Source organism: Croceitalea sp. P059, assembly GCF_031846365.1.
In the GTDB taxonomy this organism is placed as follows: domain Bacteria; phylum Bacteroidota; class Bacteroidia; order Flavobacteriales; family Flavobacteriaceae; genus Croceitalea; species Croceitalea vernalis.
Window position 1 is genome coordinate 1 of record NZ_JAVRHW010000002.1, and the last position, 26,941, is coordinate 26,941.

Sequence of the window (26,941 nt, forward strand, 5' to 3'; positions counted from 1 at the left end):
TGTGCCCCCAGCAGATAAAATACGTCCATCAGGCAAGTTGTTGATGCCTGGACAAAACATGTCATGATTTAAGTTAGTTAAGATTTCACCTTCACCAGCACCTATCTTTCCTATAAACGGATCATAGATTTCAGTAAAAGTCATCCCGTCTTGATTGAGATTGAAAGTTTCTCTGAATTTCGCGGACCATACAATCAATTTACCATCAGGTAAATTAGACACCGCAACGGGTATTACCTCTAAAGGAATGATATCACTCCAATCTCCATCTTGTGATTTGTCTTGAGCGACCAAAGAATGATGAAAAGTAAATAGCCATAGTAACATCATCACTATAGAATGGAAAGAAAAAGTAGTATTTGTCTTGCCAATTAACTTTGTCATACGAACAGATTAACCAGTTTATTTTATAAAATGGGGGAACTGCTTTACCGTAACTTATTTGTAGGAAATTCTCAAAGGGATTTAAAATTAAGAAATAAATAAAAAAAACAATCGTTAAAATAAACGAATTCACGTTTTTTGTGGTTTTTAACACATTTAATGTTATGTCATTAAAAAACAAAGCAATTTCTAGCTTTAATTGGACTATTCTAGATGGTCTTGTAAGTCAAGGATTTCTTTTCATTGTAGGAATTGTTTTGGCGAGGATACTCTCACCGGAAGAGATTGGCATAATAGGTTATCTAACTGTTTTTCTTGCTATTGCAAATATTATCGTTGAAGCCGGTTTTGGAAGTGCCTTAATTAGAAAAACAACAGTTAGCGTTAAGGATTACAATACAGTTTTTTTTATAAATTTAATTACTGCTTTTGGGCTTTATATTCTTTTATATTTTACAGCTGAAATAATTGCTTCATTTTTTGAAACTCCGATTCTAAAAGAAATTTTACAACTTGCAGGAGCTGTATTAATTATCAACGCACTTTCATTAATTCACAAAACTCAATATACCAAATTTTTAAAATTTAAGTTACAAGCAATAGTATCAGTAACTGCCGCCGCTATTTCTGGAATTTGCGCATTAATAATGGCTTATGCTGGATATGGAGTTTGGAGTTTAGTTGCATTGGCTGTTGTAAGGCCTGCAATAGTTTGTATTGTCTATTGGATTACCAATGATTGGCGCCCAAAATGGTTGTTTTCATATAACAGTTTCAAAGAACTATTTGATTTTGGCTATAAATTACTTTTAGCCAATATGATTAATACTATTTATCATAATATATTTTACATTGTTATCGGAAAGTATTTTTCAACTGCTAGTTTAGGCTTTTATACTAGAGCTGAACAATTCAAAACACCGGTAAGTAGTAATATTACAGCAGCAATACAACGAATTAGTTTTCCAATTCTTTCTACAATAAAGGACGATGAAGAAAGATTAAAAATAGCTTTTCAAAAATTTATAAGATTTGCAGTTTATATAAATTTTCCAATCCTTCTGGGTTTAATTGCAATGGCTAAGCCTATGGTATTTTTGCTTATTGGAGAAAAATGGGAAACATCAATATTATATTTTCAATTATTATGTATAGCTGGATTGCTTTATCCTTTACAAATATTGCACCTAAATTTATTATTGGTTAAAGGGCATTCCAATCTAAATCTACGCCTAGAGGTAATAAAAAAACTAATCCTAGTTCCAATCATTATTCTTTCAATTAAATTGGGTATATTATTTATGATTTATGGTTTGGTGTTTTTTGCATTTATTGAATTTTTCATCAATAGTTTTTATACTAGAAAATTGATCGGATATTCTTGGAAGGAACAGTTTATGGATATTTTACCAATATTATTCCTTTCCATAGTAACATCATTAATCATGTTTTCAATTTTGTATTTTAAATTGTCTGATTTAATAACATTTATCTTGCAAATTATAATTGGAATTTTTGTATTCATTCTTGGGTCAAGACTCTTAAATTTACCTGAGTTTGATGAAGTCTATCAAAAAGTACAAGGTGTCTTTTCAAAGTTGGTATAAGCTTACTAAAATTGTTTTTAGTGTATTTCATCGAAAAAATAGTGATTTTAACGTTTAAAATATGCCTTTTGACGATTTTTGAAATGAATATAAGTTTAGAACACTTGGAGACGTCTTTGTCAAAATGAAAATATTACCTATTTCCTTCAAATATAGATTTAAAGCCTTTTTTCTTTTATTGATACTTTTAAATGTATGTCTTTCTTGCGCCTCTGAGAGTGATTTCTATCAAACCCTACAAGAATTAAATGACTCCTTGATTGAAGATGTATTGGAAGAACAAAATTCTGAGGAAGAGATTGACGATAATTCTGATGAAACTGAAGAGGAAGAACTGCCCGCAGATGATACTTCAACAAATGACGATGAATCAGAGCCAATCGAAAATTTTATTTATAGCGAAAACGTATTTTACGTAAGTGTTGATGGGCAGTCTTCAAACAGTGGTAAAACAGAGCAAGAACCTTGGAGTGTAGAACATGCTTTTAGAACTGCAAAAGCCAAGGATACCATATTTATAAAAGCCGGTAATTATGGCAATGTAGATTTATTAGTAACCAATTCTGGTAATAGTGAAGGAGGAATTTTCTTTATCGGTTATTTTCAGTTTCCGTTAGATGTGATTAGTAATGGAGCCGCTACGGTGTCTTATGAGGACTATAAACAAAATAATGATTCTTTTGATACAAATATTTTACCAACATTTATCGGAAACCGCACTAATGACATTGGTCTTGGAAGTGCCATCAGAATGTTTGATAAAGATTACATTCATTTAGAAAATTTACAAGTACAATATTACAAGAGTAATATTGTAAATAGGGGGGGAGAGTATTGTGTTTTTAAAAATATTATCACCACAGATGCTGGTGACTTTTATATTGAAAATAGCGATAAAGATGGTAATTCCGGGTTTAATATGACTGGACAAGGGTTGACAATTGATGACGGTGATTATAATGTAGTTAGGGATTGTTTGGCAATAAATTGTGGAATGCGCGGAGTCATTGTTGAAAATGGCAGCGAATACACCGAACACTACAATAATAAAGTATATTCTGACAATGGTATTAACGCCACAGACTACTATTATTTAATTTCTTCAAATAGTAGTCATGCAATTTTAGATAATATTTATGTTGAAAGGGCGGAGGGTATGCATCATATAGCCCATGGGATTTGTTTGAAAGATGGGGCGAATAACAATATTGTAAGAAATTGTACAGTCGTAAACACAAGAATTGAACTTAGCTTTGATGATGTGACGGAAAACCTAGTTGAAGATTCAATTGTCATTGGACGAGATGAACATGTAGGTTGTATAAGTGTTGCTAATGGAGCTCATCATAACACATTTAAAAATGTTACTGTAGAGAAAGCTGCTGGAGGAGTTAAATTTGAAGATTGGATAGATGGTGATGGCGACGGAGCAAGTAATGCAGGTCACCATAATGAATTTATAAATTGCACTTTTAAAGGTATGGAATATGGTGTTGCCTTTTATTTTTGGGATGTTATTTACACTGAGGCCTTTGACAACACTTTTACCAATTGTAGTTTTGAAAATTTGGAGGTTTTATTCCAAATCAATAGGCCAAATAGGAATACGATATTTGAGAGTTGTAATTTTGAAAACATTTCAGATTTAATCAACTCGAGAAGTAAAAACGGCTTGTATCCTGATTTTGAACTTGATGCCAAGTTTTATAATAGTACCACATCTAATTTAGGATTTACTTTACCATAATAATCTTTTATTATAGTCAAGTTATAGTCTTTGGTCAGCATTTTCAAGAATACCTTTTACATCATAAATTATACTGTTAGGTTTTTGAAAATCACTCATATTTAAATCTAAGAATTGTTTATGTGATACAAGTAAAACAATTCCGTCATACTTTTTACCAGAAATATCTTTTATTAAATCAAGTCCATATTCGTACTTAACTTCATCTGAAGTAGCCCAAGGATCATAAACATCAACATTGGTACCATAGCTTTTTAGGTTGTTGATAACATCTACTGCTTTTGTATTTCTTACATCAGGGCAGTTTTCTTTGAAAGTTATACCAAGTGCGAGAATATTACTTTGCTTTACTTTGATGTCATTTAAAACCATCAATTTTACAACTTCAGATGCTACATACTTACCCATACCGTCATTTAATCTTCTACCGGCTAAAATTATTTCTGGATGGTATCCATATTCTTGAGCTTTTTGAGCTAGATAATAAGGGTCAACTCCAATACAATGACCACCAACCAGACCTGGCTTAAATGGCAGAAAGTTCCATTTAGTGCCTGCTGCTTCTAAGACCGCATGAGTATCAATATCCATTAAATTAAATATTTTGGCCAACTCATTGACAAAAGCAATATTTATATCCCTTTGGGAATTTTCAATAACCTTTGCGGCTTCTGCAACCTTAATATTTGTTGCCAAATATGTACCAGCTTCTATAACAGAATTGTATAAATCATCTACCTCTTTTCCAATGGTAGGTGTTGATCCTGAAGTTACTTTTAATATTTTTTCAACAGTATGTTTTTTATCACCCGGATTAATTCTTTCCGGGGAATACCCAACATAAAAATCCTGATTAAATTTAAGGCCGCTAATTTTTTCTAGTACTGGTACGCATTCTTCTTCGGTAACTCCAGGATATACGGTAGATTCATATATCACTATATCACCTTTTTTCAGTATACTTCCAACAGTTTCACTTGCTTTATATAATGGAGTAAGAATGGGCCTGTTAGTTTTATCAACTGGCGTTGGTACTGTTACTATATGAAAATTACATGTCGATAAATGTTTTTTGTCTGATGTACAAAATAGTCCATTAACTGAACTATCATCTGTTTTTAAAACTTCTTTTAAGATTTCATCTTCCACCTCCAAGGTGTCGTCATGACCTTTCTGTAATTCTTCAACACGTTTGGTATTAATATCAAAACCTATAACAGGATATTTAGTGGCGAATAACCTTGCCAACGGTAAGCCTACATAGCCTAATCCTATAATTGAAATCTTTATGTTTTTCATGTAAGAAGTTTAGTTTTTTGTAAATTTTTTACCAATTTGATAGTATTCAAACCCTAATTCTGCAAGGTATTCTTCATTATATTGGTTTCTACCATCAAAGATAATAGCATTATTGAGTTCTTTTTTTATCTCATTAAAATCAGGTGCTCTAAATTCTTTCCATTCAGTTAGTAAAACTAGAGCATCGCAATTTTTTAATGGGCTATATTTAGAATCGTAATATGTGACGTTTTTATTGTCCTTTAGATAAAATTCTTTTGCTTCATTTATGGCTTTGGGATCATAAGCCCTAACTTTGGCTCCTTTTTTAGTTAATTCATTAATGATATAAATGGAAGGGGCTTCCCTCATATCGTCAGTTCCTGGTTTAAACGATAAACCCCATATAGCAAACTCCAATCCACTTAAGTTTTCACCAAATCGATTAATTATCTTATGGACAATGACTAGTTTTTGTTCATTATTTACTGCTTCCACAGCATGAATTAATTTAGGAGTATATCCATTAGCTTCAGCTGTTTTTGTTAATGCTTTGACATCTTTCGGAAAACATGAACCTCCGTAACCGCTGCCGGGATAAATAAAACTATACCCTATTCTTTTATCAGATCCAATACCAATTCTCACTTTATTGACATCTGCACCTACCAACTCACAAATATTTGAAATTTCATTAATGAATGAAATTTTGGTAGCAAGCATTGCATTGGCCACATATTTTGTCATTTCTGCTGATCTCACATCCATTGCTATGAATCTATCTGATGTACTTCTAAAAAATGGAGCGTATAAATTTTTCATTTTTTTTGACACCAACTCATCATCTGTGCCAACCACGACCCTATCTGGTTTCATAAAGTCATTTATGGCATCTCCTTCTTTTAAGAATTCTGGGTTTGATGCAACGCTAAATGCGATATCAAGTTTCCGTTTTTTTAATTGCTTTTCAATAGTTTGTTTGACTAAATCAGCAGTACCTACGGGCACCGTTGATTTATTTACTACTGTTAATGGACTGTTCATATTAGTGCCGATAGTCTGAGCTACTTCTAAAACATACTTTAAATCCGCAGAGCCATCTTCCCCCATTGGAGTACCGACAGCTATAAAAGCAAAGTCACTATTATCTAAAACATTTTCGATACTTGTTGAAAAACACAGGTTTTGAGTTTTTAGATTTCTTTTAACCATAGTTTCTAATCCTGGTTCAAAAATTGGAAGTATTCCCTTTTTTAAATTTTCAATTTTTTCAGAATCAATGTCAACACATGTTACTGAATTGCCCATTTCAGCAAAACAAGTACCACTGACTAAACCAACATAACCGCTACCAATAACAACAATTTTCATTTTCTATCAATTTAGATTAGTCCAATACCAATTTACAGCTTCTTTTAAACCGGCTGAAACACTAAACTGGGGTGCATAACCTATCCCTTTTTTTGCTTTTTCAATAGAAGCTAAAGAATGGGGGACATCTCCTTGTCGTTCAGGACCATAAATTATAGAAACATCATTAATAGTTTCATCAAATTTAGATAAGAGTTTTTTTAGCATATCAACTAATTCATTCAATGATGTACGTTCTCCAAAGGCAACATTATATACAGTGTTTGATGCGCTTGAGTCAGCAATTATCGATCTAACATTGGCTTCAATTACATTATCTATGTAAGTAAAATCTCTTGAAAACGTTCCATCACCATTGATTTTAGGTGATTGATGCTTTACTAATTGAATAACAAATTTTGGAATTACCGCTGCATAAGCACCATTAGGGTCTTGTTTTCTACCAAAAACATTAAAATATCTTAACCCTATAGTTTCTAGTCCATAAGTATCATTAAAAATTGATGCGTACAACTCATTTACATATTTGGTTATAGCATAAGGAGATAATGGTTTACCAATTACTTCTTCAACTTTTGGTAAACCTTTTGAATCACCATATGTTGAAGAACTAGCAGCATACATAAATCTTTTTACTTTGGCATCCCTCGATGCTATCAACATATTTAAAAAACCCGAAACATTTACATCATTACTAGTAATTGGATCTTTTATTGACCTCGGAACGGAACCTAGCGCTGCTTGATGAAGCACGTAGTCAATGCCTTTACAGGCTTTGTGACAATCTTCAATGTTTCTTATATCACCATTAATAAATGTAAAATTTTCACTTGATTTTAAATGGGAGATGTTATTTTCCTTGCCGGTTGCTAGATTATCTAGGCAAACGACAGTATTACCATTATTTAATAGTGCTTCACAAAGGTTAGACCCAATAAAACCAGCCCCACCTGTCACTAATATTTTAAATTCTTTAGAGAGTCCTAATCTTGAAATATTCATATATTATATTAATGTTTTTAATCTTAACCTAATTAAATAATAAATGTTGTAACGAGATAAGTATTATTCTTGCTTGTAATACTTTTTATACCATTCAATAAATGACGTCACCCCGCTTTCAACACCTGTTTTCGCTTCAAAACCATAATCTTTTCTAAAACTTGAGGTATCAGCCCATGTTTTTAAAACATCTCCAGGCTGTAATTCTAGAAGTTGTTTATTTGCTTTTTTCCCAAGTCTTTTCTCTATAACTTCAATAAAATGATTCAGTTTAATCGATTTTCCTCTTCCAATGTTATATATTTTATATAGAGAGTTTTTTGTTTTTTTATCAATAACTAATTTTATGCCTTCCACAATATCATCAATGTAAGTAAAATCTCTTTCCATATCACCATTATTGAATACTTTAATTGGCTTACCCTTTATAATGGCATCAACAAACAAAAACATAGCCATGTCAGGTCTTCCCCATGGCCCATAGACTGTAAAAAATCTAAGCCCTGTTGTTTTTAATTTAAATAAATAACTATAAGTATGAGCCATTAATTCATTGCTTTTTTTTGAAGCAGCATATAGGCTTATAGGTTTGTCAGTGGTTGAGCTAGTTGAAAATGGGATTTCTTTATTAAGCCCATAGATACTTGAACTACTAGCATAAATTAAATGTTTAACTTTAAAATCCTTACAACATTCTAGGATATTTAAAAAGCCGATAATATTACTATTCACATAAGTATCTGGATTTGTAATGCTATATCGAACCCCTGCTTGAGCTCCTAAATTACAAACAATATCAAACTGAAAATCTTTAAATATTTTGACCAAAGAAGTCTTGTCTTCAAGAGAAACTCGTACAAATTTGAATTTATTGTTAAGCGAACTACTACTTAATGTATTAAAAGAAGAAGCCTTTTTAGGTGCTATACCTAGTTCAATTAATCTGTCATATTTTAGTTCGCTATCATAATAATCATTGATATTGTCGATACCTATAAGCTCATAGGATTTTAAATTCATTAAACTTTTACAGAGATTAAACCCGATAAAACCAGCCGCTCCAGTAATTAAAATTTTCATTAAAAAATTTTTGTCAAATATCAATAATCATATTGAAATAAATGATAAAAAAACTTGAAATCAAAGGTATTTTAAACACCTCTAGAGAAAAGTATGGTAGTAACGGTTTTAAAAATGATTCTTAAGTCTAACACAACAGATTTGTTTTTGATGTAGTATAAATCATACTCAAGTTTACGGATTGAATCTTCCATGTTTTCTCCGTATTTATATTTGACTTGAGCCCAACCCGTTATGCCTGGTTTAACTAAATGACGAACATTGTAAAAAGGTGTAACTTCATTAAGTTTATCAACAAAAACCTTTCTCTCGGGTCTTGGCCCTATGAAAACCATATTACCCTCAATAACCGATAATATTTGAGGTAGTTCATCAATCCTGAATTTTCTTAATATTTTTCCAAACTTGGTAATTCTTGCATCATTTTTAGTTGCCATTTGAGCACCTTTGCTTTCGGCATTAACAACCATTGATCTAAACTTATAAACTTTATATTCCTTACCATATTTACCGACTCTTAATTGTGCATAAAATAGTGGCCCTCGATTAAAGAAAATATTCATTATATAGACAAAGGGTACCACACTGAAAAAGGCTATTCCTGTAAAAAAGGCTAAAATAAAATTGAAGCAGAAACTGGTGATACTTTGAACGTATCTAATTTTATTATTTTTTAATTGGAGTATTTCATATATACTATCGTTGTGCGAATCAATTGGTAAGGCCTCATAAATACTTTCATAGAAGGATGTGTAAGTAATGATGTCTTTACGCTCTAAAATTGAATTAACCATTTTTCGCTCCATCTTTGGGCTAAAATGATTGTAATTTCTAGTATTGATAATCCAAGTATCTACATCTTTTTTTAAATCATTTAAATCACTCTCAGCTTCAGAGATTTCATTATTTAGATAGGTGGAGACTACTTTGTGATGTGTTTCTTTTTCGTCATCACCATTAATCAAACCTATATTCTTGTTGAGCGAATCTTCTGTAGTATTATCATAGAGATATAGTACCCTTTTGGTTATTGGAACGAATTTAAAAATGTAATTAAATAATAGCCTCCATAAAACCAATTGAATAGGACAAAATATTGTAAAAACAGCAAGATGTATTCTCCAATATGCAAAATCAAAAATAATGGTTGTGATAATGAATTCGGCTATTGTAAAAATGAAGGCAATAGAAAAAACACGAATTGCAGTTAACGTTAGGGTTTTGGGTGCTTTTTCTAAATTATATAAGTCCAGAACATAAGCTATTGTAAAATAAGCAACTAAACCGATAATAAAAATCAAAACCTTTGTTGTTAAAGTTTCATCATCTTGATAATCAATTGCTCTTAAAATGAAATTACGTAAAGAAAAACCAATAATGAGAAAGTCTCCAATAAATAAAATGGATTTTCTTTCGATAGCATTCAATATCGTTTTATTGGACATAGGTAGTTAGTATTTAGCTCTTTTAAAACGTCATGAAAGAAAAGCTAGTATAAATTTAAAAAATATATGTCCAGAGAATTAAAAATTAACCAACAAAAACGCAATCTTTTTGATAAAAAATATTCAAACGTCCGATTTTTTTACTTCTTTAACGAAAAGACTTTTAAAAGACATTTTAAGCAATGCAATTGTCCTATTTTTGTTTTCAAATTAAATAAATCACAACGAATGAAAGTATTTCATGAAAGGTTGTTCCCCATAGGTTTAGTTTTTTTTATAGACGTTTTGCTTACGGCAATGTCTTTTGTTTTGTCCTATGCTTTATGTTCTTTTATTCTTCCAGATATTAGTAGCCATACAATGCTAGTACAGTTGCCTATTGTAGTGGCAATTACATCAATGATTTTTTTGTTTATTGGAATATATAAGGGAATAGTTAAATACGACCGGATAAGAGAAGTCTATAGTATTTTTAACGCTATATGTTTAGCTAATATTTTAACAATAGTTCTGGTTGTTATTAATGGAAAATTGGTTTTAGAGAATGATTTGATGGTGCCGCTTTCAATCATCATAGTCCATAGTGTTTTAAGTTTTTCAGCATTAGTGGCATCAAGGTTTTTATATAAAAACATTAAAAGACGTATTTCTTCTAAGTTCAGACCTCAAATAAAAGTTGTTTTAATAACGGACCAAGAATATGATAATAATTTTTTGGCAAATGTCTCAGGAAAGTTTGAGGACCAAAACAGAAACCTTCTTAAAATATTTACAAGTGTTAATGGTGATAAAAATTTAAAACAGCTATCGGATTACGTAGAGGAAAAACAAATCGCTGAATTATTTATGCTTAATCGAAACTCTAACTCAGATAGTTATTTTGAAACACTAAATGAAATTTATTCTTTAGGAATTCCAATAAAATCTATTAACGATTTGGATGAATTCGAAATTGCAGAGTTAAACTATGAGACTATTTTTCCAAATCAAATTCAAAATAATTTATTCAATCAAAGTGATTTAGCAAGACTAGAGAACAAAACAATATTTATAACAGGAGCCGGAGGTTCTATTGGTAGTGAGTTTGCAAAAAGGCTATACAGACTCAATATTAATGCAAGAGTTGTTTTAATTGACAATTCAGAATCTAGTTTGAATCATATATCAGGATTTTTAAGTAATTCTTCTTCGTTAGAAATTATCCCAAAACTCTTAGATATCAAGGATAAAAAATTGATGAAAAATTTATTTGACGATTTTAAACCTTCGATTGTAATTCATACTGCAGGTAACACATTTCTGGAGTTTTTAGACGAAAATCAAAATAAGACGATACAACAAAACCTTACCTCTACAAAACTAATTGCAGATTTAGCTAAAGAATTTAAGGTCGAAAAATTTGTATTCTGTTCTTCAAATAAAGCTTTTAAACCAACAACAACACTTGAGGTTAGCAAGAGACTCGCTGAACTATATCTTGAAAGTTTAAATGAAAAAAGTTCAAAAACTGATTTTATTTCTTTGAGACTTAATAAGGTTTATGATACCAAAAACTCAGAAGTAAATTACATTAAAGGTCAATTAAGTTTAAATAGACCAATTAACTTGAAATTTATTTATAAGGAGGAAGTATTTACTAATTTGAAAGATGTTGTTAGTACTATTCTTTTTCTCACAGTTAATCAGGATGAATTTAAGAAAGGTACTTTTTCAACTTCAATTGGAACGAAGATAGATTCAGAGCTTTTAATTCAAATTATTAATCTTATAGAAGGTCCTGAGGGTAACATTTTAAATGAAGGTAGTTTTAAAAATGATTTTATTGAAGAGAATATCTTTGAAAATTACAAGTCTTTAAAAAAATATAGTAAAGCTGAAGAATTTTTGAAATTAGAAAATGAGTACAAGAAGTTGTCAAAAGACAAAATACAACAAAAAGTAGAGCACATTTGTTTAAACGTGTTGTTCGATGATAATGATTCTGAACCGATTTTTGACTTAATAGAAGATTTTGGGTTAGGTAAATGGAAACGGGAGTATAATAGATACTTGGACAAAGGCAAAAAAGAAAAAATTATCAAGCTACAGACCAATTAGGAATGATAATTTTAAATGTATTTTAAAAGAGTTTACTTTATATACTATTTTTGTAAGAAATATACCATTACGATGAACATCAAAAAACTTGTCAATTGCATTAATTTTATTTTAATTTCTTCATTTTTAATTGTTTTAAATTCATGCGCTTCTAAATCAGAAGTTGTTTATTTTCAAGATGTTAGTAATTTTGAAACAATCGTGAATGAAGACAATTTTGCTCCTAAATTTAAAATTGATGATGTCGTTAGCATTCACATTTCTACGTTAAACCCTGAAGCTAGTGCTCCATTCAATCTTTTTAGAGCGCCTTCACAATCAGAAGTAACGAAACTCGGAGGTACTATACAGCAAGTAGATTATTTGGTGGATCAAAGCGGCGAAATTGACTTTCCTGTCATAGGAAAAATTAAAATTGCAGGACTTTCACCGGAAGAATTGCGAATTAGTTTAAGAGAAAAACTTACTGATTATTTAAAGAACCCAATCATCAATATAAGATTACAGAATTTTCAAGTGACTATTTTAGGTGAGGTAAATAGACCAGGTACTTATCAAATTAATGGGGAAGAAATAACTATTATGGAAGCTTTAGGTCTTGCAAATGATATTACTTTGAAAGGTCTAAGAAAGAATGTTCTGGTGATTAGAGATTTTAATGGAACAAAAATTTATCATCGTATTGATTTGACTTCAAAAAAAGCGGTACAGTCGCCAGTGTACTATTTGACTCAAAATGATGTAGTAATTGTTGAACCTAATAAATCTGCTATTACTTCTTCTAGTTTAGATAATAGGGCAACAATAGCTGTTTCGATTGCCTCAATTCTAATTACCTCTACAGTTTTGATTTTAACACGAAACTAAATTCGAGAATAATTTTATGGATTCAAACATCGGATTAACTAGCAATAGTATTGATATAAGTAAGATTGTCGCTAGCTATACAAAGCATTGGAAGTGGTTTTTACTATCCATTGTTATTTTTGTGGCTGGTGGATTAGTATATCTTCGGTATGCCATACCTCAGTTTGCTAATGCCGCTAAAATTCAAATACTTGAGGAGAATGGTTCTAATCCGGAATTATCGCTTTTTAAAGATTTAAATTTTTTATCAGGCGGAGGTAATAAGGTTGAGGATGAATTAGAAATTTTAAATTCTAGAACAAGTTTTATTGAAGTAGCTTATCAATTGGGGCTTAATGTAAAGTTCTTTGAACTAGGCAATATTAAAGATTCTGATTTATACGAAGACATACCATTTGAATTAAATTTTATTAAAGCAGACTCTATAATCAATAACTCAAAAGCAAATTATTTTATTAATGTTACTTCTAGTAATAAATTTGAGTTCAAAGAGGATAGGGATGGTGAAAAAAATGAATTTAAAACTTATTCGTTTGGTAATAAAATTAAAACTCTATTGGGGGACATTGTCGTTCTTCCTAAACAGGCTGATGTCAGTAGGTTAAGTGGTAAAAAGTATAAAATTGAAGTTATTCCGCTTTCTAAAATAGCAGAATTTTATAAAAAGAACACAGCAATTGAACAGTCTAAGGAATTTTCAAACATTGTGAATCTATCATTAAAAGACCCAGTACCAGATAGAGGTAGAGATATTTTAAATGCATTAATCAATAACTATAATGACAATGCTATCGAAGACAAGAAAAATGTTGCCGATAAAACTTCAAGTTTTATTGAAGATAGAATTGCTGAAATATACTCAAACCTTTCCAATGTAGACCAGAGTGCACAAGATTTTAAGACTGATAGAGGTTTAACGGATATTGCTTCACAGGCAAGTTTAAATCTAACAGTTGGTGCTGAGAACCAGCAGGAGCTTCAGCAGGTCTCAACGCAATATAGTATTGCGGCAAGTATGAAAGACTATGTTGAGTCTCAAGATGGTTATGAGGTTTTACCATCCAATATAGGCTTAGCAGACGCCTCAATCGCGGCAACAACAGCTAAATGGAATCAATTGGTTTCCCAAAGAGAAAGATTATTGAAAAGTTCAAATGAAAAGAACCCAATAATTGTCAACTTGGATCAAGAGCTTAATGGTTTAAAACGAAGTTTACAATCAAGTTTAAATAGTATGACCAATACTTTAAATTTGCAGGTTAATAATTTGAGTTCTCAACTCTCAAGACTAAATTCAAAAATTTATTCCGCTCCAAAAAATGAAAGAGCCCTTAGAGATATTACAAGAAAGCAGCAAACAACAGAATCTCTATATTTATATCTTTTACAAAAAAGAGAAGAATCTCAAATAACTTTTGCATCATCTACACCAAAATCAAAAGTTATAGACTTTGCATATAGCGATTCTTTTGACCCTGTTTCACCAAATAAACCAATTATACTTTTAGCTTCAATCCTTTTAGGCTTTATTGTGCCTTTTGCTGGTGTTTACGTTTCAAGTTTAATGGATAATAAGGTACACAGTAAAACTGGAGTTGAAGATATAGTGAAGAACATCCCTGTTTTAGCAGAGCTCCCTAAATTAGAAAGAAAGGAAGCTAAAATGGTTGAAAGTAATGACCGTTCAATTTTAGCGGAGTCTTTTAGAATTTTGAGAACCAATTTAGATTATTTATTAAGAACTAAGAATAGTTCAACACATGCTAATATAGTTTTAGTAACCTCAAGTATACCGGGTGAGGGTAAAACATTTGTATCATCCAATCTTGTAAAAATACTTGCTACTACGAAAAAGAAAGTTCTTTTAATTGGAGCTGATATTAGAAACCCAAAGATTTATAAATTCTATAATTCATCATTGGCAAAAGAGACAGATTCTAAACCAAGGCATACTAATGTTGGTTTAACAGACTATTTATTTGATGAAAAATTTTCTAGCAAACAGATAATTCAAAATATTGATGTAGGTGAAGAAAAAATTGATGTTATTTATTCAGGAAAGATTCCGCCAAACCCTACAGAATTATTGATGAAAGACAGGTTTAAGGATTTGTTGGATGAAGTTTCTGACAAATATGATTATATAGTAGTTGATTCAGCGCCAGTTATTGCCGTTAGTGATACTCTTTTAATCAGTAATTATGTTTCACAAGTAATATATGTTACAAAAGCCGGATATACCGAAAAAAGAATATTAGAAGTTCCTATTCAGTTAATGAAAGAAGGTAAATTTCCAAATTTAGCCTTTGTAGTTAATGCGGTTAAAAATTCTGATTTAGGCTATGGTGGTAAATACGGTTACGGCTACGGAGTTAAACAGAAAAAATGGTGGCAATTGGGTAAATAAGCCTATAAAAATAGTTTATTATTATCAATTATTGTTAGCAGCTGACTTGCGGTTTGTTTACTTATTTTTATTTTTCTGATACTAGATAAATGTCTAGAATTATGTACATCACTGCCGATAAAATCATACAAACCATCATTGAGTAATTTTAATGCAGTTTTATTGATTTCTTTTCCATAGTAATTACTTAGAGATAAAAGATTCATTTGAAACTTTAGTCCTTTAGACTTATAGTACTCATATTTTTCGTAATCGCAATTTAAATATTGATAGCGTTCTGGATGAGCAAAAACAGGGAAAAATTGCTTGCTTTGAATCTTTTGAATAGATACATCAAAATTAATACTTGGTTGTAGATAAGACATTTCAATGAGCAGATGATTTGAATTTAAAGGTAAAATTTTATCTTTTACTAAAATATGTTCAAAATTATCATCAATCATATGTTCCGCAGCATAAGTCAATTTTACATCATATTTTTCCTCCTTTAAGACCTTCTTTAATTTTTTGTAAGATTTCTTTATCGTTTTAGGGGTATTTTCATAGTAATTATGCATAATATGAGGGGTGCAGATAAAATCTTTTACACCGAATTCTCCAAAGCCCTTAATCAAATCAATAGATTCTTCTGCAGTTTTCGCACCATCATCTATTCCAGGCAAAATATGGTTATGGATGTCAATGAACCCCTCTAGATAATCAACTAAGTATTCTTTTTTTGAAAAAAAACTGAACATGATTAAGTTTTGTAGCCATAAAGATACGATATGCTTTTTTTGTAAATAAATTATTTGCCGATACAGAAATTAGAAAATATATTTCCTAAAAGATCGTCTGTAGTAACACTTCCTGTAATCTCACCTAAATGATATAAAGCCTCGCGAATGTCAATAGTCATTAAATCACTAGATAATTCTACTTCAATGCCATCTTTTACTTTTTGAATAGCTTCCAATGCTTTAAACAAGGCGTCATAATGACGACTATTGGTCACAATAGTATCATCCTTACCAAGCTCACCTGTATTTGAAAGCTTGAGTAATTCTTCTTTTAAATTGTTAATTCCAATCCCTGTTTTAGCAGAAACCAGTTGAATAGGTTTAAACCTACTTTGGAGTTTAGCTTGTCTCTTTTTATCAATTTCATCAATCTTATTTGCAATCAGAAGTATTTTTTTGTCAGGAAAATCTTTTTGTATTTTTTCAATCGCTTGGTGCTTATCTTTTTTTGCTTCAAAAAGATAAATAACAAGTCGAGCTTGCTCAACTTTTTCAAACGCTTTTGTAATGCCTATTTGTTCAATTTTGTCATTTGTGTCTCTAATTCCTGCGGTGTCAATAAATCTAAAATTTATTCCTCCAATGGTAATTTGATCTTCCACAGTATCACGAGTAGTACCTGGTATATCACTTACAATAGCTCGTTCCTCATTTAATAAGGTATTAAGGAGCGTAGATTTGCCGACATTTGGTTCACCGATAATTGCTACAGGTATCCCATTTTTGATAACATTACCTAGAGCAAACGAGTCAATTAACTTTTTTAAAAGTTCTGTTATTTTACTTAGGAGTTCATTGAATTGAGTGCGGTCAGCAAACTCAACATCTTCTTGAGAAAAATCTAGTTCTAATTCAATTAATGATGCGAAATTTAAGAGTTCCTGCCTAAGGTTAGAAATTTCATTACTAAAACCACCACGCATTTGTTGCATTGCTATTTGATGTGAAGCCTCACTATCACTAGCGATCAAATCGGCAACAGCTTCAGCTTGACTTAAATCCATTTTACCATTTAAAAAAGCCCTTAAGGTAAATTCGCCAGCTTGAGCAGCTTTGCAACCGTTTCTTAAAAATAATTGAATAATTTGTTGTTGAATATATGGTGAGCCATGACATGATATTTCAGCCACATTTTCGCCAGTGTACGAATTAGGCGCTTTAAAGATTGAAACTAAAACCTTATCTATAATTTTATTTTCATCAATAATGTGTCCTAGATGGATAGTATGAGTCTTTTGTTTTGTTAAATTCTTATTTCTGACAGACTTAAATTGCTTAGCGACTATTTCAATGGCGTTTATTCCAGAAATACGTATTACGGCTATAGCGCCTGTACCAGAAGCACTGGCCAAGGCTATAATATTATCATTATATGTCATACTGCAAAAATACGAATTACCCATTCTTTGTAACATTTATAATAAAAATGCTACAAATAAGTACATCATTAAATCAATCAAAAAATGGAAGTATTAAATCAACAAGTTTTAAGAAAAGACAATAGTCTCCTGTCGTTAACGCATTTAAGCCAATTATTGCACTATGTTACTGGTTTTGGAGGGTTTTTAGTGCCTTTAATAATTTGGCTTACCTCTAAAAATACTGTTGAGGGTATGGATGTGCATGGTAGGTCTATTATCAATTTTCAATTGAGTATGTTACTATATATAGTTTTAAGTATTCCGGCTATATTATTATTGGGACTTGGAATATTAACTTTAATTGCTGTTGGAATTATAGGTTTTGTAGTCCCTATAGTTAATGCTGTAAAAGCTGCAAATGGAGAGAATCCATCATACTTTTTAACTATTAAATTTATCTAATAAAAAAGGTTGCATTAATTAATGCAACCTTTTTTAAGTATTTGAAGTTGATTATTCAACTATTTAGCATTACGGGCATTACTAACATTGTTACGTGTTCTCCTTCATCTAATCCATCAATAGGTGTTAAGATTCCTGCTCTGTTAGGTAAACTCATTTCTAAAGAAACTTCATCAGAAGTAAGATTATTTAGCATTTCAACCAAAAATCTTGAATTGAAACCTATTTGCATATCATCACCTTGATAGGCACATGAAAGGCGTTCTTCTGCTTTATTGCTATAATCAACGTCTTCGGCAGAAATATTTAATTCCGCTCCAGCAATTTTAAGACGAATTTGATGTGTTGTTTTATTGGAAAATATACTAACTCTGCGAACTGAACTCAAAAATTGATTTCGAGATATCGAAAGTTGATTTGGATTTTCTTTTGGTATAACAGCCTCATAGTTAGGGTATTTACCATCAATTAACCGACAAATAAGCTCCGTGTCGTCAAAACTGAATTTCGCATTACTCTCGTTATATTCGATTTTAACTTCCGATTCAGAACCTGACAAAATACCTTTTAAAAGATTTAAAGGTTTCTTAGGCATTATGAATTCTGCAACCTCAGAAGCTTGAACATCATGTCTTTGATATTTTACCAATTTATGCGCATCCGTAGCCACAAAGGTTAAATTCTCAGTTGAAAACTGAAAAAAAACACCGCTCATAACAGGTCTTAAATCATCATTACCAGCAGCAAAAATTGTTTTGTTAATCGCAGTTGCTAAAATGTCCCCCATCAATGTTGTGGCACTAGGGTTTGATAATTCAACTGCCTTAGGAAATTCGGCGCCATCAGCATAAGCTAAAGCATATTTCCCGTGATTAGAACTAATTTCAATAGTATTATTATCTTCGATTATAAAAGTTAATGGCTGCTCTGGAAAGGTCTTTAAAGTATCTAAAAGAAGTCTTGCAGGCACAGCGATGGCCCCTTCAGAATCTGAGTCAACCTCTAAAACCGAACTCATTGTTGTTTCAAGGTCGGAAGCAGAAACAGTCAATTTGTTTTTATTCAAGTCAAATAGAAAATTATCTAAAATGGGTAAGGTGTTGCTACTATTAATTACTCCACCTAAAACTTGTAATTGTTTTAATAAATAAGTGCTTGATACAATAAATTTCATGCTGTCAATTTACATTTTTAAAACCACAAGAACTTTTAAATGGGCTATTGTGGTTAAAAACAAAGATATTTTAAAACTACTTGCTTAGAAAACTAATTTATCAACACCTAGCTAGTATATTTCTTTCTTCTAAGATAATTGAATACGACCCCAAATAGTAAGGTAATAATAACGGGAACACCAATGTTTATCAATTGCCACATTGATTTTTGAGAGCTTATTTTTTCAATATCTAGAAGAGGAATAGCAACTTTTTTATTTCGAATGTTTATAAGTCCATTATCGTCAAGAAGATAATTAATACTATTAATCAGGAACTCTTTATTACCATAGGTGTTGTTTGTCCACTTATCATATCCCAAAGTAAGCGGTCGACCATTTTTAATTTGATTTTTAATCATATCTCCATCTGCAATAACTAGCATTTGGTTTAGGTCACCACGTTCAACTGGCTTATCAATCGTAATTGGTTTTAGTCTATTGGTAAATGCAGAAGTGAATTCACCTTCTATTAAAACCACCAGAGGTAGGTTTCCTTTTTGTAAATAAGATTCTTTATTAGGTTGAGCATTTAAAATTGATAAACTGATTTGTTTAGGAATGCCATCAGCCTTTGATAATGGTGATGAGCTTAACAATACAGTTTTTGTATTTTTATTAGCTATGGTATCAATAGCGTTGGCAAATTGAAATCTAGAAGCTTCAATATTGGTGTTTATAGGGTGATTATTCTTTGAGAATACCATAGGGTGATAGACCCAGGGCAATGGATTGTATTGAGATTCATTAGCTTCTCCTGTTGCTAAAACTATGGGTGTGTTATATAAATCATTAATTAATACTGGATTAATTCTAATACCATATTTAAAAAAGAAATCATCAAGATTTAAATCTCTTCTCAAGGCCATATTGGCTCCATTTTCATTAAAAAGACTGTCCAATTCCATTACAACTTGGTCTATCAGCCAAATAGATTTTCCACCCTTAATAATATATTGGTCTAATACGTATTTTTCTTCATCACTAAAAGCTTCTGTCGGTTTGGCAATTAAAGCTAAATCAAAATTGGAAAGTTGATCTAATACTTTTTGAGGATTATTATCTACAGAGTCTAATGTTATAGCACCAATATTATAATATTCTCTAATAGAAGTTAAATAATCAGCCACGTAAATATCATCTAACTGACCATTCCCTTTAATGACAGCAATTCGCTTTTTTTCTTTCAAAGACAATTTGGTAAAGGCATCTGCAAAGGCATATTCTAATTGCTGAACCGAATTATTAATTCTGTCATCAGTGGTTGCACCGAGTTTATTTTTTAAAAGAGGTACTTTAATGGTCGTATTATTATAATTAATCATAGCCCATGGAAAAACGAGCTCATTAGAAACTTTTCCATCCTCTTCAATAGAGACATTAGCCGGTGTAAGTCCAAGCTGTTGCAATTCATTTATTGCCTGCTGTTTGTCTTTTATTTCATCTAAAGGACTAACAAAATCAAATTGAATTTCTTTGTTAAAAAATTTGAACTGCTTTAATAATAAATCTGTTTCGGTCTTAAGTTTAGTGAATTCTGAAGGTAAGTTTCCATCTAAAAGAATATCAATTATTACTGGAGAATTGAGCTTTTTTACAGTTTCGATAGTTGCTTCTGATAATGTATAACGCTGATCTTCAGTTAAATCAATTCTTGTGTACAAATAAGTGCTTAAGATATTAATAATCAAAAGTGCACCTATGCCTTTTAAAACAGTTAACGTATGTTTTTTTATCATTTACTACTTGTATTAAGATTATTACAAGTCAGGTAGCAGAAGAAAAAAGTTAAAGCTACAAAGTAAACTATGTCACGGGTGTCAATAATACCTTGTGCAATGCTATCAAAATGGGTTTTTGCTCCAAATGATTTTATAAATTGTTGTGTATTCCCGTTAGTACTTAATGAGGCTAATGATTCAAATCCGAAATAAACCAAGAAACAAAGTACTATGGCTAGAATAAATGAAAGTATTTGATTGTCAGTAATAGAAGAAGAAAAAACACCAATGCTGGTATAGGTTGCTATTAAAAAAAGTAACCCAAAATAAGAACCAATAACTACTCCAACGTCATAATTACCTTCCGTTAATCCTAAATTATGAATTGAAATGACATAGATAGTGGTTGGAATAATAGCGACTAAACTTAATGCAAATGCTCCCAAAAATTTACCAAAAACCAGTTCTAAAGTACTAATAGGTTTTATAATTAATAATTCTAAAGTGCCCAGCTTTTTCTCTTCTGAAAAACTTTTCATTGTAATCGCGGGAATAAGAAAAAGAAATACCCAAGGAGCAAGTAGAAAAAAATTACTTAAATCGGAGAATCCATAATCAAAAATATTGAAACTTCCTTTGAATACCCACAAAAAAAGACCTGTAAGTAAAAGGAATAAGGCTATTATTAGATATCCTATTGCTGAGGTGAAAAATGATTTTATTTCTTTTTTGAATATTGCAATCATATAATATTAGCTCAAAATGGCTTTTTTTGAAACACTCCAAGCTTCAGGTTTTGCATCAAACATTACTTTGGTTTTTGACCAAACAGATTTAAAAAAATCAGAATTTCTATAATTTTCTAAATCATTTTCATTATTCCAATAGCTATAGGTGAAAAAGATATTGGGATTATTTTTGTCTTGATATAATTCTAATAAATTACATCCATCAAACTCTCTAATTTGAGTTTTAGCCTCTTCAAATACTTTTTCAAAACTAGAAATATTTTCCTTCTTAAAACTTAATTTGACGATTCTCACCAACATTTATAAAAAATTTACGGTTATCATGTCTAGATGATTAAGACCTAAAAGGGTTGAAGCCCCACCTACCGATTTCAAATCACTTTTATAAATAGCAAGTTCAATATTCCCAGATGAATTAAACAACGCAAGTAAATCACTTGGTCCTAATCTTTGATTTTCAGGCAATTCATATTTTATAATACCATTGTAACTATGATGAATTGAATTAATTTTTTGGCGACGAGCGATTATCTCAAATGCCCGACCATTTCGGTAAGCTTCAAATAAGGTTTTTGTAATATTGGTAACCACATTACCATAATTATCGGTGTAAATAACGTTCCCTATAATTGTTTTACCATCATTTGTAATACGCGGTTCTAATTCCTTAATTTCTTTAAGTCGATTAAATGGCTTACTTACCACTCCAAGTTTACCACCTCTTACAATATGACAAGCAACTTTAATAAATACTTCTAGAATTGGAAATGAGTTTTTTTCAGTATTCGGTAGACTTATTTCAACGAGTTCTTGAGGTTTTGTGTTTTTAGCAATTAAAGATATGATACCATTATTCGCTCCTATAAAGTAATGCCCGTTCATAAAAACTGCTATATGTTCATTTTCTGGCGATACTTCAGAATCCATTCCTATAATGTGAATGGTACCCTCAGGGTAATAATGGTACGTATTTTTAAGGATATAAGCACACTCTTGAATGTCTAGAGGAGAAACTGCATGCGAAATATCAACAACATTAGCATTAGGCACTTCTTTTAAGATAGCGCCTTTTATGGCAGCAACATAATGGTCCTTATAGCCAAAATCTGTTGTGAGTGTTATAATTGCCATTGGTTTACTGTTGATATGTTTTTGCTTCTTAAAAGCCTTTTTTAATTAAGTTTGTTTGTAAAATTAAACAAAAGGAAGAAGAAGTTTTTCCAAAAAAAATTCACTAACAAATAAATCGTAATTTTTCTTTGAACGAACTGATATTAGAACTTACTGAGATTAGCCCAAGAGATTTTTTTGGGCAACAAAATGAGAACATAGAACTCCTTAAAAAATATTTTCCAAAACTAAAGATTGTAGCGAGAGGAAGTAAAATTAAAGTTTATGGTGACGAAGAATTGTTAGAGGAGTTTGACAAGCGATTTGATATGCTTACAGCTCACTTTGCTAAATATAATAAATTAGATGAAAATTCTATTGAACGTGTTTTAACTAGCAATGGTGAACAAGAAAAATCTTCAAAGTCAAGTGGCGAAGTGCTGGTACATGGTGTAAGTGGTAGATTAATAAAGGCCCAAACTGCTAACCAGCGTCGTATGGTAGACGCAAGTAAAAAAGATGATATGGTTTTTGCCATTGGACCTGCGGGAACAGGTAAAACCTATACGGGCGTAGCCCTAGCAGTAAAAGCTTTAAAAGAAAAGCAGGTTCGACGTATTATTTTAACTAGACCAGCAGTAGAGGCTGGCGAAAATCTTGGTTTCTTGCCTGGTGATTTAAAAGAAAAATTAGACCCATACATGCAGCCTTTGTATGACGCACTGCGCGATATGATTGCTCCAGAAAAATTGGAAAAATATATTGAAGATGGTACTATACAAATTGCTCCAATGGCATTTATGAGGGGTAGAACTTTAGATAACGCCTTTGTTATTTTAGACGAAGCTCAGAATACTACTCACGCTCAAATGAAAATGTTTTTGACACGTATGGGTAAGAATGCAAAATTTCTATTGACAGGTGACCCTGGTCAAATAGACTTGCCTCGAAGAGTTATTTCAGGGTTGAAAGAAGCACTTCTTATTTTAAAAAATACTGAAGGTATTAGCATTATTTATTTAGATGACAAAGATGTAATTCGTCATAAGCTCGTCAAGAAAGTCATTGACGCTTATAAAAATATTGAGCACCAAAATTAATTTAGCATGTCAAATACCATAATGGATACAAATTTTCAATTTGTAGGCCAAAAATCCATTTATAAAGGAAAAGTTCGAGAAGTCTATACTCTAGAGAAAGATATTCTGGTAATGATTGCTACTGATCGTCTTTCAGCTTTTGATGTTGTTATGCCAAAGGGAATACCATATAAGGGTCAAATATTAAATCAGATTGCTTCAAAAATGATGAAGGCAACCGAAGATATTGTTCCTAACTGGTTACTGGCCAACCCCGACCCAAATGTAGCGATTGGTATAGCTTGCGAACCATTTAAAGTTGAAATGGTGATACGAGGTTATATGTCGGGTCATGCTGCTAGAGAATATAAATCTGGTAAAAGAATGATATGCGGGGTGCCTATGCCTGAAGGGATGAAAGAGAATGACAAATTCCCTAATCCTATTATTACCCCTGCAACCAAAGCCGAAAAAGGAGAGCATGATGAAGATATATCAAAAGAAGATATACTCAAAAGAAGAATTGTATCTAAAGAAGATTACGAAATTTTAGAAAAATATACCAAGGCATTGTTTCAAAGAGGTACAGAATTAGCTGTTAAGCGTGGTTTAATATTGGTTGATACAAAGTATGAATTTGGTAAGACTACGGACGGGCAAATTGTTCTCATTGACGAGATTCATACTCCAGATTCTTCTCGATATTTTTATGCTGAAGGTTACGAACAACGTCAATCTAGAGGAGAAGCACAAAAGCAATTATCAAAAGAGTTTGTTCGTCAGTGGTTAATAACTAATGGTTTTCAAGGCTTGGAAGGTCAATCGGTTCCAGAGATGTCTGACGATTACATTATATCTGTTTCCGAGCGTTACATTGAACTCTATGAAAGTATCATGGGTGAAGAATTCAACAAAGCAAACATTGCCAACATTCAAGAGCGAATAGGTCAAAATGTTTCTGATTATTTGAAAAAAAAATAAAATTTTTGTGAGCTTGCCTAAACAGGCTTTTGTTCAATTGTCTAAAGGAATTCATATATTTCATGAAATAACTAATACTTCATGAACGCTGAACACCGAAAAAAATACTGGCGAGAAAACTTAAAATATCTAACCATTCTATTATTGATTTGGTTTTTTGTATCGTATGGTTTTGGTATTCTTTTAGTAGAGGAATTAAATACAATACGACTGGGTGGTTTTAAACTTGGATTTTGGTTTGCTCAACAGGGTTCCATATATGTTTTTGTTTTACTTATTATCATTTATGTAAAATTGATGAATAAGTTGGATAAAAAATTCAATGTAAACGAATAAGCTATGGGAATTCAAACTTGGACCTTTATTATTGTTGGCCTCACTTTTGCCCTTTACATTGGTATTGCTATATGGTCTAGAGCCAGTTCAACAAAGGAATTTTATGTTGCTGGTGGCGGTGTTTCTCCCTTAGCTAATGGACTGGCAACTGCCGCGGATTGGATGTCTGCTGCTTCTTTTTTAGGTATGGCTGGTATTATTGCTTTTTCAGGTTACGATGGCTCGGTATATTTAATGGGTTGGACCGGTGGCTACGTTTTACTGGCATTATTACTTGCTCCGTATTTAAGAAAATTTGGAAAATTTACAGTACCCGATTTTATAGGTGATAGATATTACTCCAATGTCGCAAGGACAGTTGCCGTTATTGCTGCCTTATTTGTTTCTTTTACTTATGTAGCTGGTCAAATGCGAGGAGTTGGTGTTGTTTTTTCAAGGTTTTTAGACGTTGAGGTCAATACAGGTGTTTTCATTGGAATGGCAGTAGTATTATTCTATGCTTTTTTAGGAGGAATGAAAGGGATAACATATACCCAAGTAGCGCAATATTGTGTTCTCATTTTTGCTTTTATGGTTCCAGCTATCTTTATCTCGTTGATGGCTACGGGTAATCCTGTTCCTCAAATTGGTATGGGCTCTGCTGGTGAAGATGGGGTCTATCTTTTAGACAAGTTAGATGGTTTAATGAAAGAATTGGGTTTTACGGCTTATACAGACGGCTCAAAATCTACTACTGATGTATTTTTTATTACAGCTGCTTTGATGTTAGGCACTGCAGGCCTTCCCCATGTTATTATACGATTCTTTACAGTGCCAAAAGTAAGTGATGCACGAAAATCAGCAGGCTATGCACTCTTCTTCATTGCCATTTTGTATACTACTGCACCAGCAATAGCGGTTTTTGCTCGTACAAATCTCATGGAAACCGTTCAAGATACTCCATATAACGAAATACCTGATTGGTTTACAAAATGGGAGGAAACCGGACTTATTGCTTGGACGGATAAAAATGGAGATGGGAAAATTCAATACCTACCAGGTTCAGCAATAAATGGTAAAAAGCCTATGTTTTCAGAATTAAGAGGTCCAGTAGGGCAACGCTTGATTTCAAATTCTAGCCTAACAAGAAATGAACTCTATGTGGATCGAGATATCACAGTTTTGGCAAATCCGGAAATTGCTGGTTTACCCAACTGGATTATAGCTTTGGTTGCTGCAGGTGGATTAGCCGCAGCATTGTCAACTGCCGCCGGACTTTTGTTGGTAATTTCAACTTCAATATCTCATGATTTAATTAAAAAACAATTTGCACCTGAAATTTCGGATAAAAAAGAATTATTAATTGCTCGTTTGTCCGCTGTTTTAGCTGTTCTTGTTGCCGGGTACTTTGGTATTAATCCTCCAGGATTTGTTGCTTCAGTAGTGGCCTTGGCTTTTGGTTTGGCGGCTTCTTCATTTTTTCCAGCTATTGTTATGGGTATTTTTAGCAAGAGGATGAATAGAGAAGGCGCTATTACAGGTATGATTGCTGGATTGGCTATTACAACATACTATATTGCTCGTTTTAAGTTGGGTTGGATAGGCCACCCAGAGACAAGTACTTCAAATGATTGGTGGTTTGGTATATCACCTGAAGGCTTTGGTACCGTTGGAATGATAGTAAATTTCTTTTTAGCAATGCTTATTTCTCGATTTACACCACCTCCACCTAAAGAGGTTCAAGAAATTGTTGAAAATATTAGAATACCTAGTGGGGTTGGAGACGCCCTTGAGCATTAAATCCATATACAATGACATGCTTTAATACATTCAATTAAAAAATAATGTTTTTGTACGCAAAGTTGAAAATAAGATACAAGTCTTAA

At 31.8% G+C, this 26,941-nt stretch carries 23 protein-coding genes; 10 read left to right on the forward strand and 13 right to left on the reverse strand.

The window, feature by feature from the left end:
* Window positions 1-384: hypothetical protein (locus RM542_RS06380; RefSeq protein WP_311384900.1), on the reverse strand; the 384-nt coding region annotated here is incomplete at its 3' end.
* Window positions 385-548: 164 nt separating this feature from the next.
* On the opposite strand from RM542_RS06380, the gene RM542_RS06385 reads away from it, so the two are divergent.
* Together RM542_RS06385 and RM542_RS06390 are read left to right on the forward strand one after the other, a co-directional pair.
* Window positions 549-1,991, forward strand: a complete 1,443-nt coding sequence (locus RM542_RS06385; RefSeq protein ID WP_311384901.1) for a lipopolysaccharide biosynthesis protein — start codon at window positions 549-551, stop codon at window positions 1,989-1,991.
* A 178-nt stretch (window positions 1,992-2,169) separates the two neighbouring features.
* Window positions 2,170-3,738 carry a hypothetical protein gene (locus tag RM542_RS06390; RefSeq protein WP_311384902.1) on the forward strand — a complete coding sequence of 523 codons (1,569 nt, stop codon included), beginning with the start codon at window positions 2,170-2,172 and terminating at the stop codon, window positions 3,736-3,738.
* A 21-nt stretch (window positions 3,739-3,759) separates the two neighbouring features.
* Here RM542_RS06390 and RM542_RS06395 read toward each other — a convergent pair whose 3' ends face one another.
* From RM542_RS06395 to RM542_RS06415, 5 genes are all read right to left on the reverse strand, one after another.
* A complete protein-coding gene (locus RM542_RS06395) occupies window positions 3,760-5,037 on the reverse strand; it encodes a nucleotide sugar dehydrogenase (RefSeq protein ID WP_311384903.1) in 1,278 nt (425 codons plus the stop codon).
* Window positions 5,038-5,046: 9 nt separating this feature from the next.
* Window positions 5,047-6,387 carry a UDP-glucose/GDP-mannose dehydrogenase family protein gene (locus RM542_RS06400; protein WP_311384904.1) on the reverse strand — a complete coding sequence of 447 codons (1,341 nt, stop codon included), beginning with the start codon at window positions 6,385-6,387 and terminating at the stop codon, window positions 5,047-5,049.
* A 6-nt stretch (window positions 6,388-6,393) separates the two neighbouring features.
* Entirely contained in the window at window positions 6,394-7,389 is a 996-nt protein-coding gene (locus RM542_RS06405; protein WP_311384905.1) for an SDR family oxidoreductase, read from the reverse strand.
* Window positions 7,390-7,452: 63 nt separating this feature from the next.
* The gene (locus RM542_RS06410; protein WP_311384906.1) at window positions 7,453-8,469 is read right to left on the reverse strand and encodes an NAD-dependent epimerase/dehydratase family protein; all 1,017 of its coding nucleotides are present in this window, start codon (window positions 8,467-8,469) and stop codon (window positions 7,453-7,455) included.
* 71 nt (window positions 8,470-8,540) lie between these two features.
* Window positions 8,541-9,914 (reverse strand): sugar transferase, encoded by a 1,374-nt coding sequence (locus RM542_RS06415; RefSeq protein ID WP_311384907.1) that lies wholly within the window; start codon window positions 9,912-9,914, stop codon window positions 8,541-8,543.
* A gap of 228 nt (window positions 9,915-10,142) precedes the next feature.
* On the opposite strand from RM542_RS06415, the gene RM542_RS06420 reads away from it, so the two are divergent.
* The 3 genes from RM542_RS06420 to RM542_RS06430 all read left to right on the forward strand — a co-directional run bounded on the left by RM542_RS06420 (window position 10,143) and on the right by RM542_RS06430 (window position 15,285).
* Window positions 10,143-12,011: an SDR family NAD(P)-dependent oxidoreductase gene (locus RM542_RS06420; RefSeq protein ID WP_311384908.1), complete on the forward strand. Its 1,869-nt coding sequence runs from the start codon at window positions 10,143-10,145 to the stop codon at window positions 12,009-12,011.
* A 72-nt stretch (window positions 12,012-12,083) separates the two neighbouring features.
* Window positions 12,084-12,878: a polysaccharide biosynthesis/export family protein gene (locus RM542_RS06425; protein ID WP_311384909.1), complete on the forward strand. Its 795-nt coding sequence runs from the start codon at window positions 12,084-12,086 to the stop codon at window positions 12,876-12,878.
* A gap of 16 nt (window positions 12,879-12,894) precedes the next feature.
* Window positions 12,895-15,285, forward strand: coding sequence for a polysaccharide biosynthesis tyrosine autokinase (locus RM542_RS06430; RefSeq protein ID WP_311384910.1), 2,391 nt, complete (start codon window positions 12,895-12,897; stop codon window positions 15,283-15,285).
* A 2-nt stretch (window positions 15,286-15,287) separates the two neighbouring features.
* Here RM542_RS06430 and RM542_RS06435 read toward each other — a convergent pair whose 3' ends face one another.
* Window positions 15,288-16,022: a CpsB/CapC family capsule biosynthesis tyrosine phosphatase gene (locus RM542_RS06435; protein WP_311384911.1), complete on the reverse strand. Its 735-nt coding sequence runs from the start codon at window positions 16,020-16,022 to the stop codon at window positions 15,288-15,290.
* A gap of 50 nt (window positions 16,023-16,072) precedes the next feature.
* The gene (gene mnmE / locus RM542_RS06440; RefSeq protein WP_311385637.1) at window positions 16,073-17,443 is read right to left on the reverse strand and encodes a tRNA uridine-5-carboxymethylaminomethyl(34) synthesis GTPase MnmE; all 1,371 of its coding nucleotides are present in this window, start codon (window positions 17,441-17,443) and stop codon (window positions 16,073-16,075) included.
* A gap of 84 nt (window positions 17,444-17,527) precedes the next feature.
* On the opposite strand from mnmE, the gene RM542_RS06445 reads away from it, so the two are divergent.
* Window positions 17,528-17,887, forward strand: a complete 360-nt coding sequence (locus RM542_RS06445) for a DUF4870 domain-containing protein (RefSeq protein WP_311384912.1) — start codon at window positions 17,528-17,530, stop codon at window positions 17,885-17,887.
* Between the two features lie 55 nt (window positions 17,888-17,942).
* Here the strand turns inward: RM542_RS06445 and dnaN are convergent, their stop codons facing one another.
* The 5 genes from dnaN to RM542_RS06470 all read right to left on the reverse strand — a co-directional run bounded on the left by dnaN (window position 17,943) and on the right by RM542_RS06470 (window position 22,701).
* A complete protein-coding gene (gene dnaN, locus RM542_RS06450; protein ID WP_311384913.1) occupies window positions 17,943-19,061 on the reverse strand; it encodes a DNA polymerase III subunit beta in 1,119 nt (372 codons plus the stop codon).
* Between the two features lie 107 nt (window positions 19,062-19,168).
* The gene (gene gldG, locus RM542_RS06455; protein ID WP_311384914.1) at window positions 19,169-20,839 is read right to left on the reverse strand and encodes a gliding motility-associated ABC transporter substrate-binding protein GldG; all 1,671 of its coding nucleotides are present in this window, start codon (window positions 20,837-20,839) and stop codon (window positions 19,169-19,171) included.
* Window positions 20,836-21,567 carry a gliding motility-associated ABC transporter permease subunit GldF gene (gene gldF / locus RM542_RS06460; RefSeq protein WP_311384915.1) on the reverse strand — a complete coding sequence of 244 codons (732 nt, stop codon included), beginning with the start codon at window positions 21,565-21,567 and terminating at the stop codon, window positions 20,836-20,838. Before gldF ends, gldG begins: the two co-directional genes overlap by 4 nt.
* A 6-nt stretch (window positions 21,568-21,573) precedes the next feature.
* Window positions 21,574-21,870 (reverse strand): antibiotic biosynthesis monooxygenase family protein, encoded by a 297-nt coding sequence (locus RM542_RS06465; protein WP_311384916.1) that lies wholly within the window; start codon window positions 21,868-21,870, stop codon window positions 21,574-21,576.
* Window positions 21,871-22,701, reverse strand: a complete 831-nt coding sequence (locus RM542_RS06470; protein ID WP_311384917.1) for an SAM-dependent chlorinase/fluorinase — start codon at window positions 22,699-22,701, stop codon at window positions 21,871-21,873.
* Between the two features lie 128 nt (window positions 22,702-22,829).
* On the opposite strand from RM542_RS06470, the gene RM542_RS06475 reads away from it, so the two are divergent.
* The 4 genes from RM542_RS06475 to RM542_RS06490 all read left to right on the forward strand — a co-directional run bounded on the left by RM542_RS06475 (window position 22,830) and on the right by RM542_RS06490 (window position 26,855).
* Window positions 22,830-23,780: a PhoH family protein gene (locus tag RM542_RS06475; protein ID WP_311384918.1), complete on the forward strand. Its 951-nt coding sequence runs from the start codon at window positions 22,830-22,832 to the stop codon at window positions 23,778-23,780.
* Window positions 23,781-23,786: 6 nt separating this feature from the next.
* Complete coding sequence (locus RM542_RS06480; RefSeq protein ID WP_311384919.1) at window positions 23,787-24,740, forward strand: phosphoribosylaminoimidazolesuccinocarboxamide synthase; 954 nt, start codon at window positions 23,787-23,789, stop codon at window positions 24,738-24,740.
* Window positions 24,741-24,821: 81 nt separating this feature from the next.
* Window positions 24,822-25,076 (forward strand): DUF4212 domain-containing protein, encoded by a 255-nt coding sequence (locus RM542_RS06485; RefSeq protein WP_311384920.1) that lies wholly within the window; start codon window positions 24,822-24,824, stop codon window positions 25,074-25,076.
* Window positions 25,077-25,079: 3 nt separating this feature from the next.
* Complete coding sequence (locus RM542_RS06490) at window positions 25,080-26,855, forward strand: sodium:solute symporter family protein (RefSeq protein WP_311384921.1); 1,776 nt, start codon at window positions 25,080-25,082, stop codon at window positions 26,853-26,855.
* The last annotated feature ends 86 nt before the right edge of the window (window positions 26,856-26,941 follow it).

What these genes read in the sequence shown, in the direction of transcription:
- RM542_RS06385 (WP_311384901.1), top strand. Translation starts at nt 549, where the DNA reads ATGTCATTAAAAAACAAAGCAATTTCTAGCTTTAATTGGACTATTCTA.
- RM542_RS06395 (WP_311384903.1), bottom strand. Translation starts at nt 5,037, where the DNA reads ATGAAAAACATAAAGATTTCAATTATAGGATTAGGCTATGTAGGCTTA.
- RM542_RS06400 (WP_311384904.1), bottom strand. Translation starts at nt 6,387, where the DNA reads ATGAAAATTGTTGTTATTGGTAGCGGTTATGTTGGTTTAGTCAGTGGT.
- RM542_RS06405 (WP_311384905.1), bottom strand. Translation starts at nt 7,389, where the DNA reads ATGAATATTTCAAGATTAGGACTCTCTAAAGAATTTAAAATATTAGTG.
- RM542_RS06410 (WP_311384906.1), bottom strand. Translation starts at nt 8,469, where the DNA reads ATGAAAATTTTAATTACTGGAGCGGCTGGTTTTATCGGGTTTAATCTC.
- RM542_RS06415 (WP_311384907.1), bottom strand. Translation starts at nt 9,914, where the DNA reads ATGTCCAATAAAACGATATTGAATGCTATCGAAAGAAAATCCATTTTA.
- RM542_RS06420 (WP_311384908.1), top strand. Translation starts at nt 10,143, where the DNA reads ATGAAAGTATTTCATGAAAGGTTGTTCCCCATAGGTTTAGTTTTTTTT.
- RM542_RS06425 (WP_311384909.1), top strand. Translation starts at nt 12,084, where the DNA reads ATGAACATCAAAAAACTTGTCAATTGCATTAATTTTATTTTAATTTCT.
- RM542_RS06430 (WP_311384910.1), top strand. Translation starts at nt 12,895, where the DNA reads ATGGATTCAAACATCGGATTAACTAGCAATAGTATTGATATAAGTAAG.
- RM542_RS06435 (WP_311384911.1), bottom strand. Translation starts at nt 16,022, where the DNA reads ATGTTCAGTTTTTTTTCAAAAAAAGAATACTTAGTTGATTATCTAGAG.
- mnmE (WP_311385637.1), bottom strand. Translation starts at nt 17,443, where the DNA reads ATGACATATAATGATAATATTATAGCCTTGGCCAGTGCTTCTGGTACA.
- RM542_RS06445 (WP_311384912.1), top strand. Translation starts at nt 17,528, where the DNA reads ATGGAAGTATTAAATCAACAAGTTTTAAGAAAAGACAATAGTCTCCTG.
- dnaN (WP_311384913.1), bottom strand. Translation starts at nt 19,061, where the DNA reads ATGAAATTTATTGTATCAAGCACTTATTTATTAAAACAATTACAAGTT.
- gldG (WP_311384914.1), bottom strand. Translation starts at nt 20,839, where the DNA reads ATGATAAAAAAACATACGTTAACTGTTTTAAAAGGCATAGGTGCACTT.
- gldF (WP_311384915.1), bottom strand. Translation starts at nt 21,567, where the DNA reads ATGATTGCAATATTCAAAAAAGAAATAAAATCATTTTTCACCTCAGCA.
- RM542_RS06465 (WP_311384916.1), bottom strand. Translation starts at nt 21,870, where the DNA reads ATGTTGGTGAGAATCGTCAAATTAAGTTTTAAGAAGGAAAATATTTCT.
- RM542_RS06470 (WP_311384917.1), bottom strand. Translation starts at nt 22,701, where the DNA reads ATGGCAATTATAACACTCACAACAGATTTTGGCTATAAGGACCATTAT.
- RM542_RS06480 (WP_311384919.1), top strand. Translation starts at nt 23,787, where the DNA reads ATGTCAAATACCATAATGGATACAAATTTTCAATTTGTAGGCCAAAAA.
- RM542_RS06485 (WP_311384920.1), top strand. Translation starts at nt 24,822, where the DNA reads ATGAACGCTGAACACCGAAAAAAATACTGGCGAGAAAACTTAAAATAT.
- RM542_RS06490 (WP_311384921.1), top strand. Translation starts at nt 25,080, where the DNA reads ATGGGAATTCAAACTTGGACCTTTATTATTGTTGGCCTCACTTTTGCC.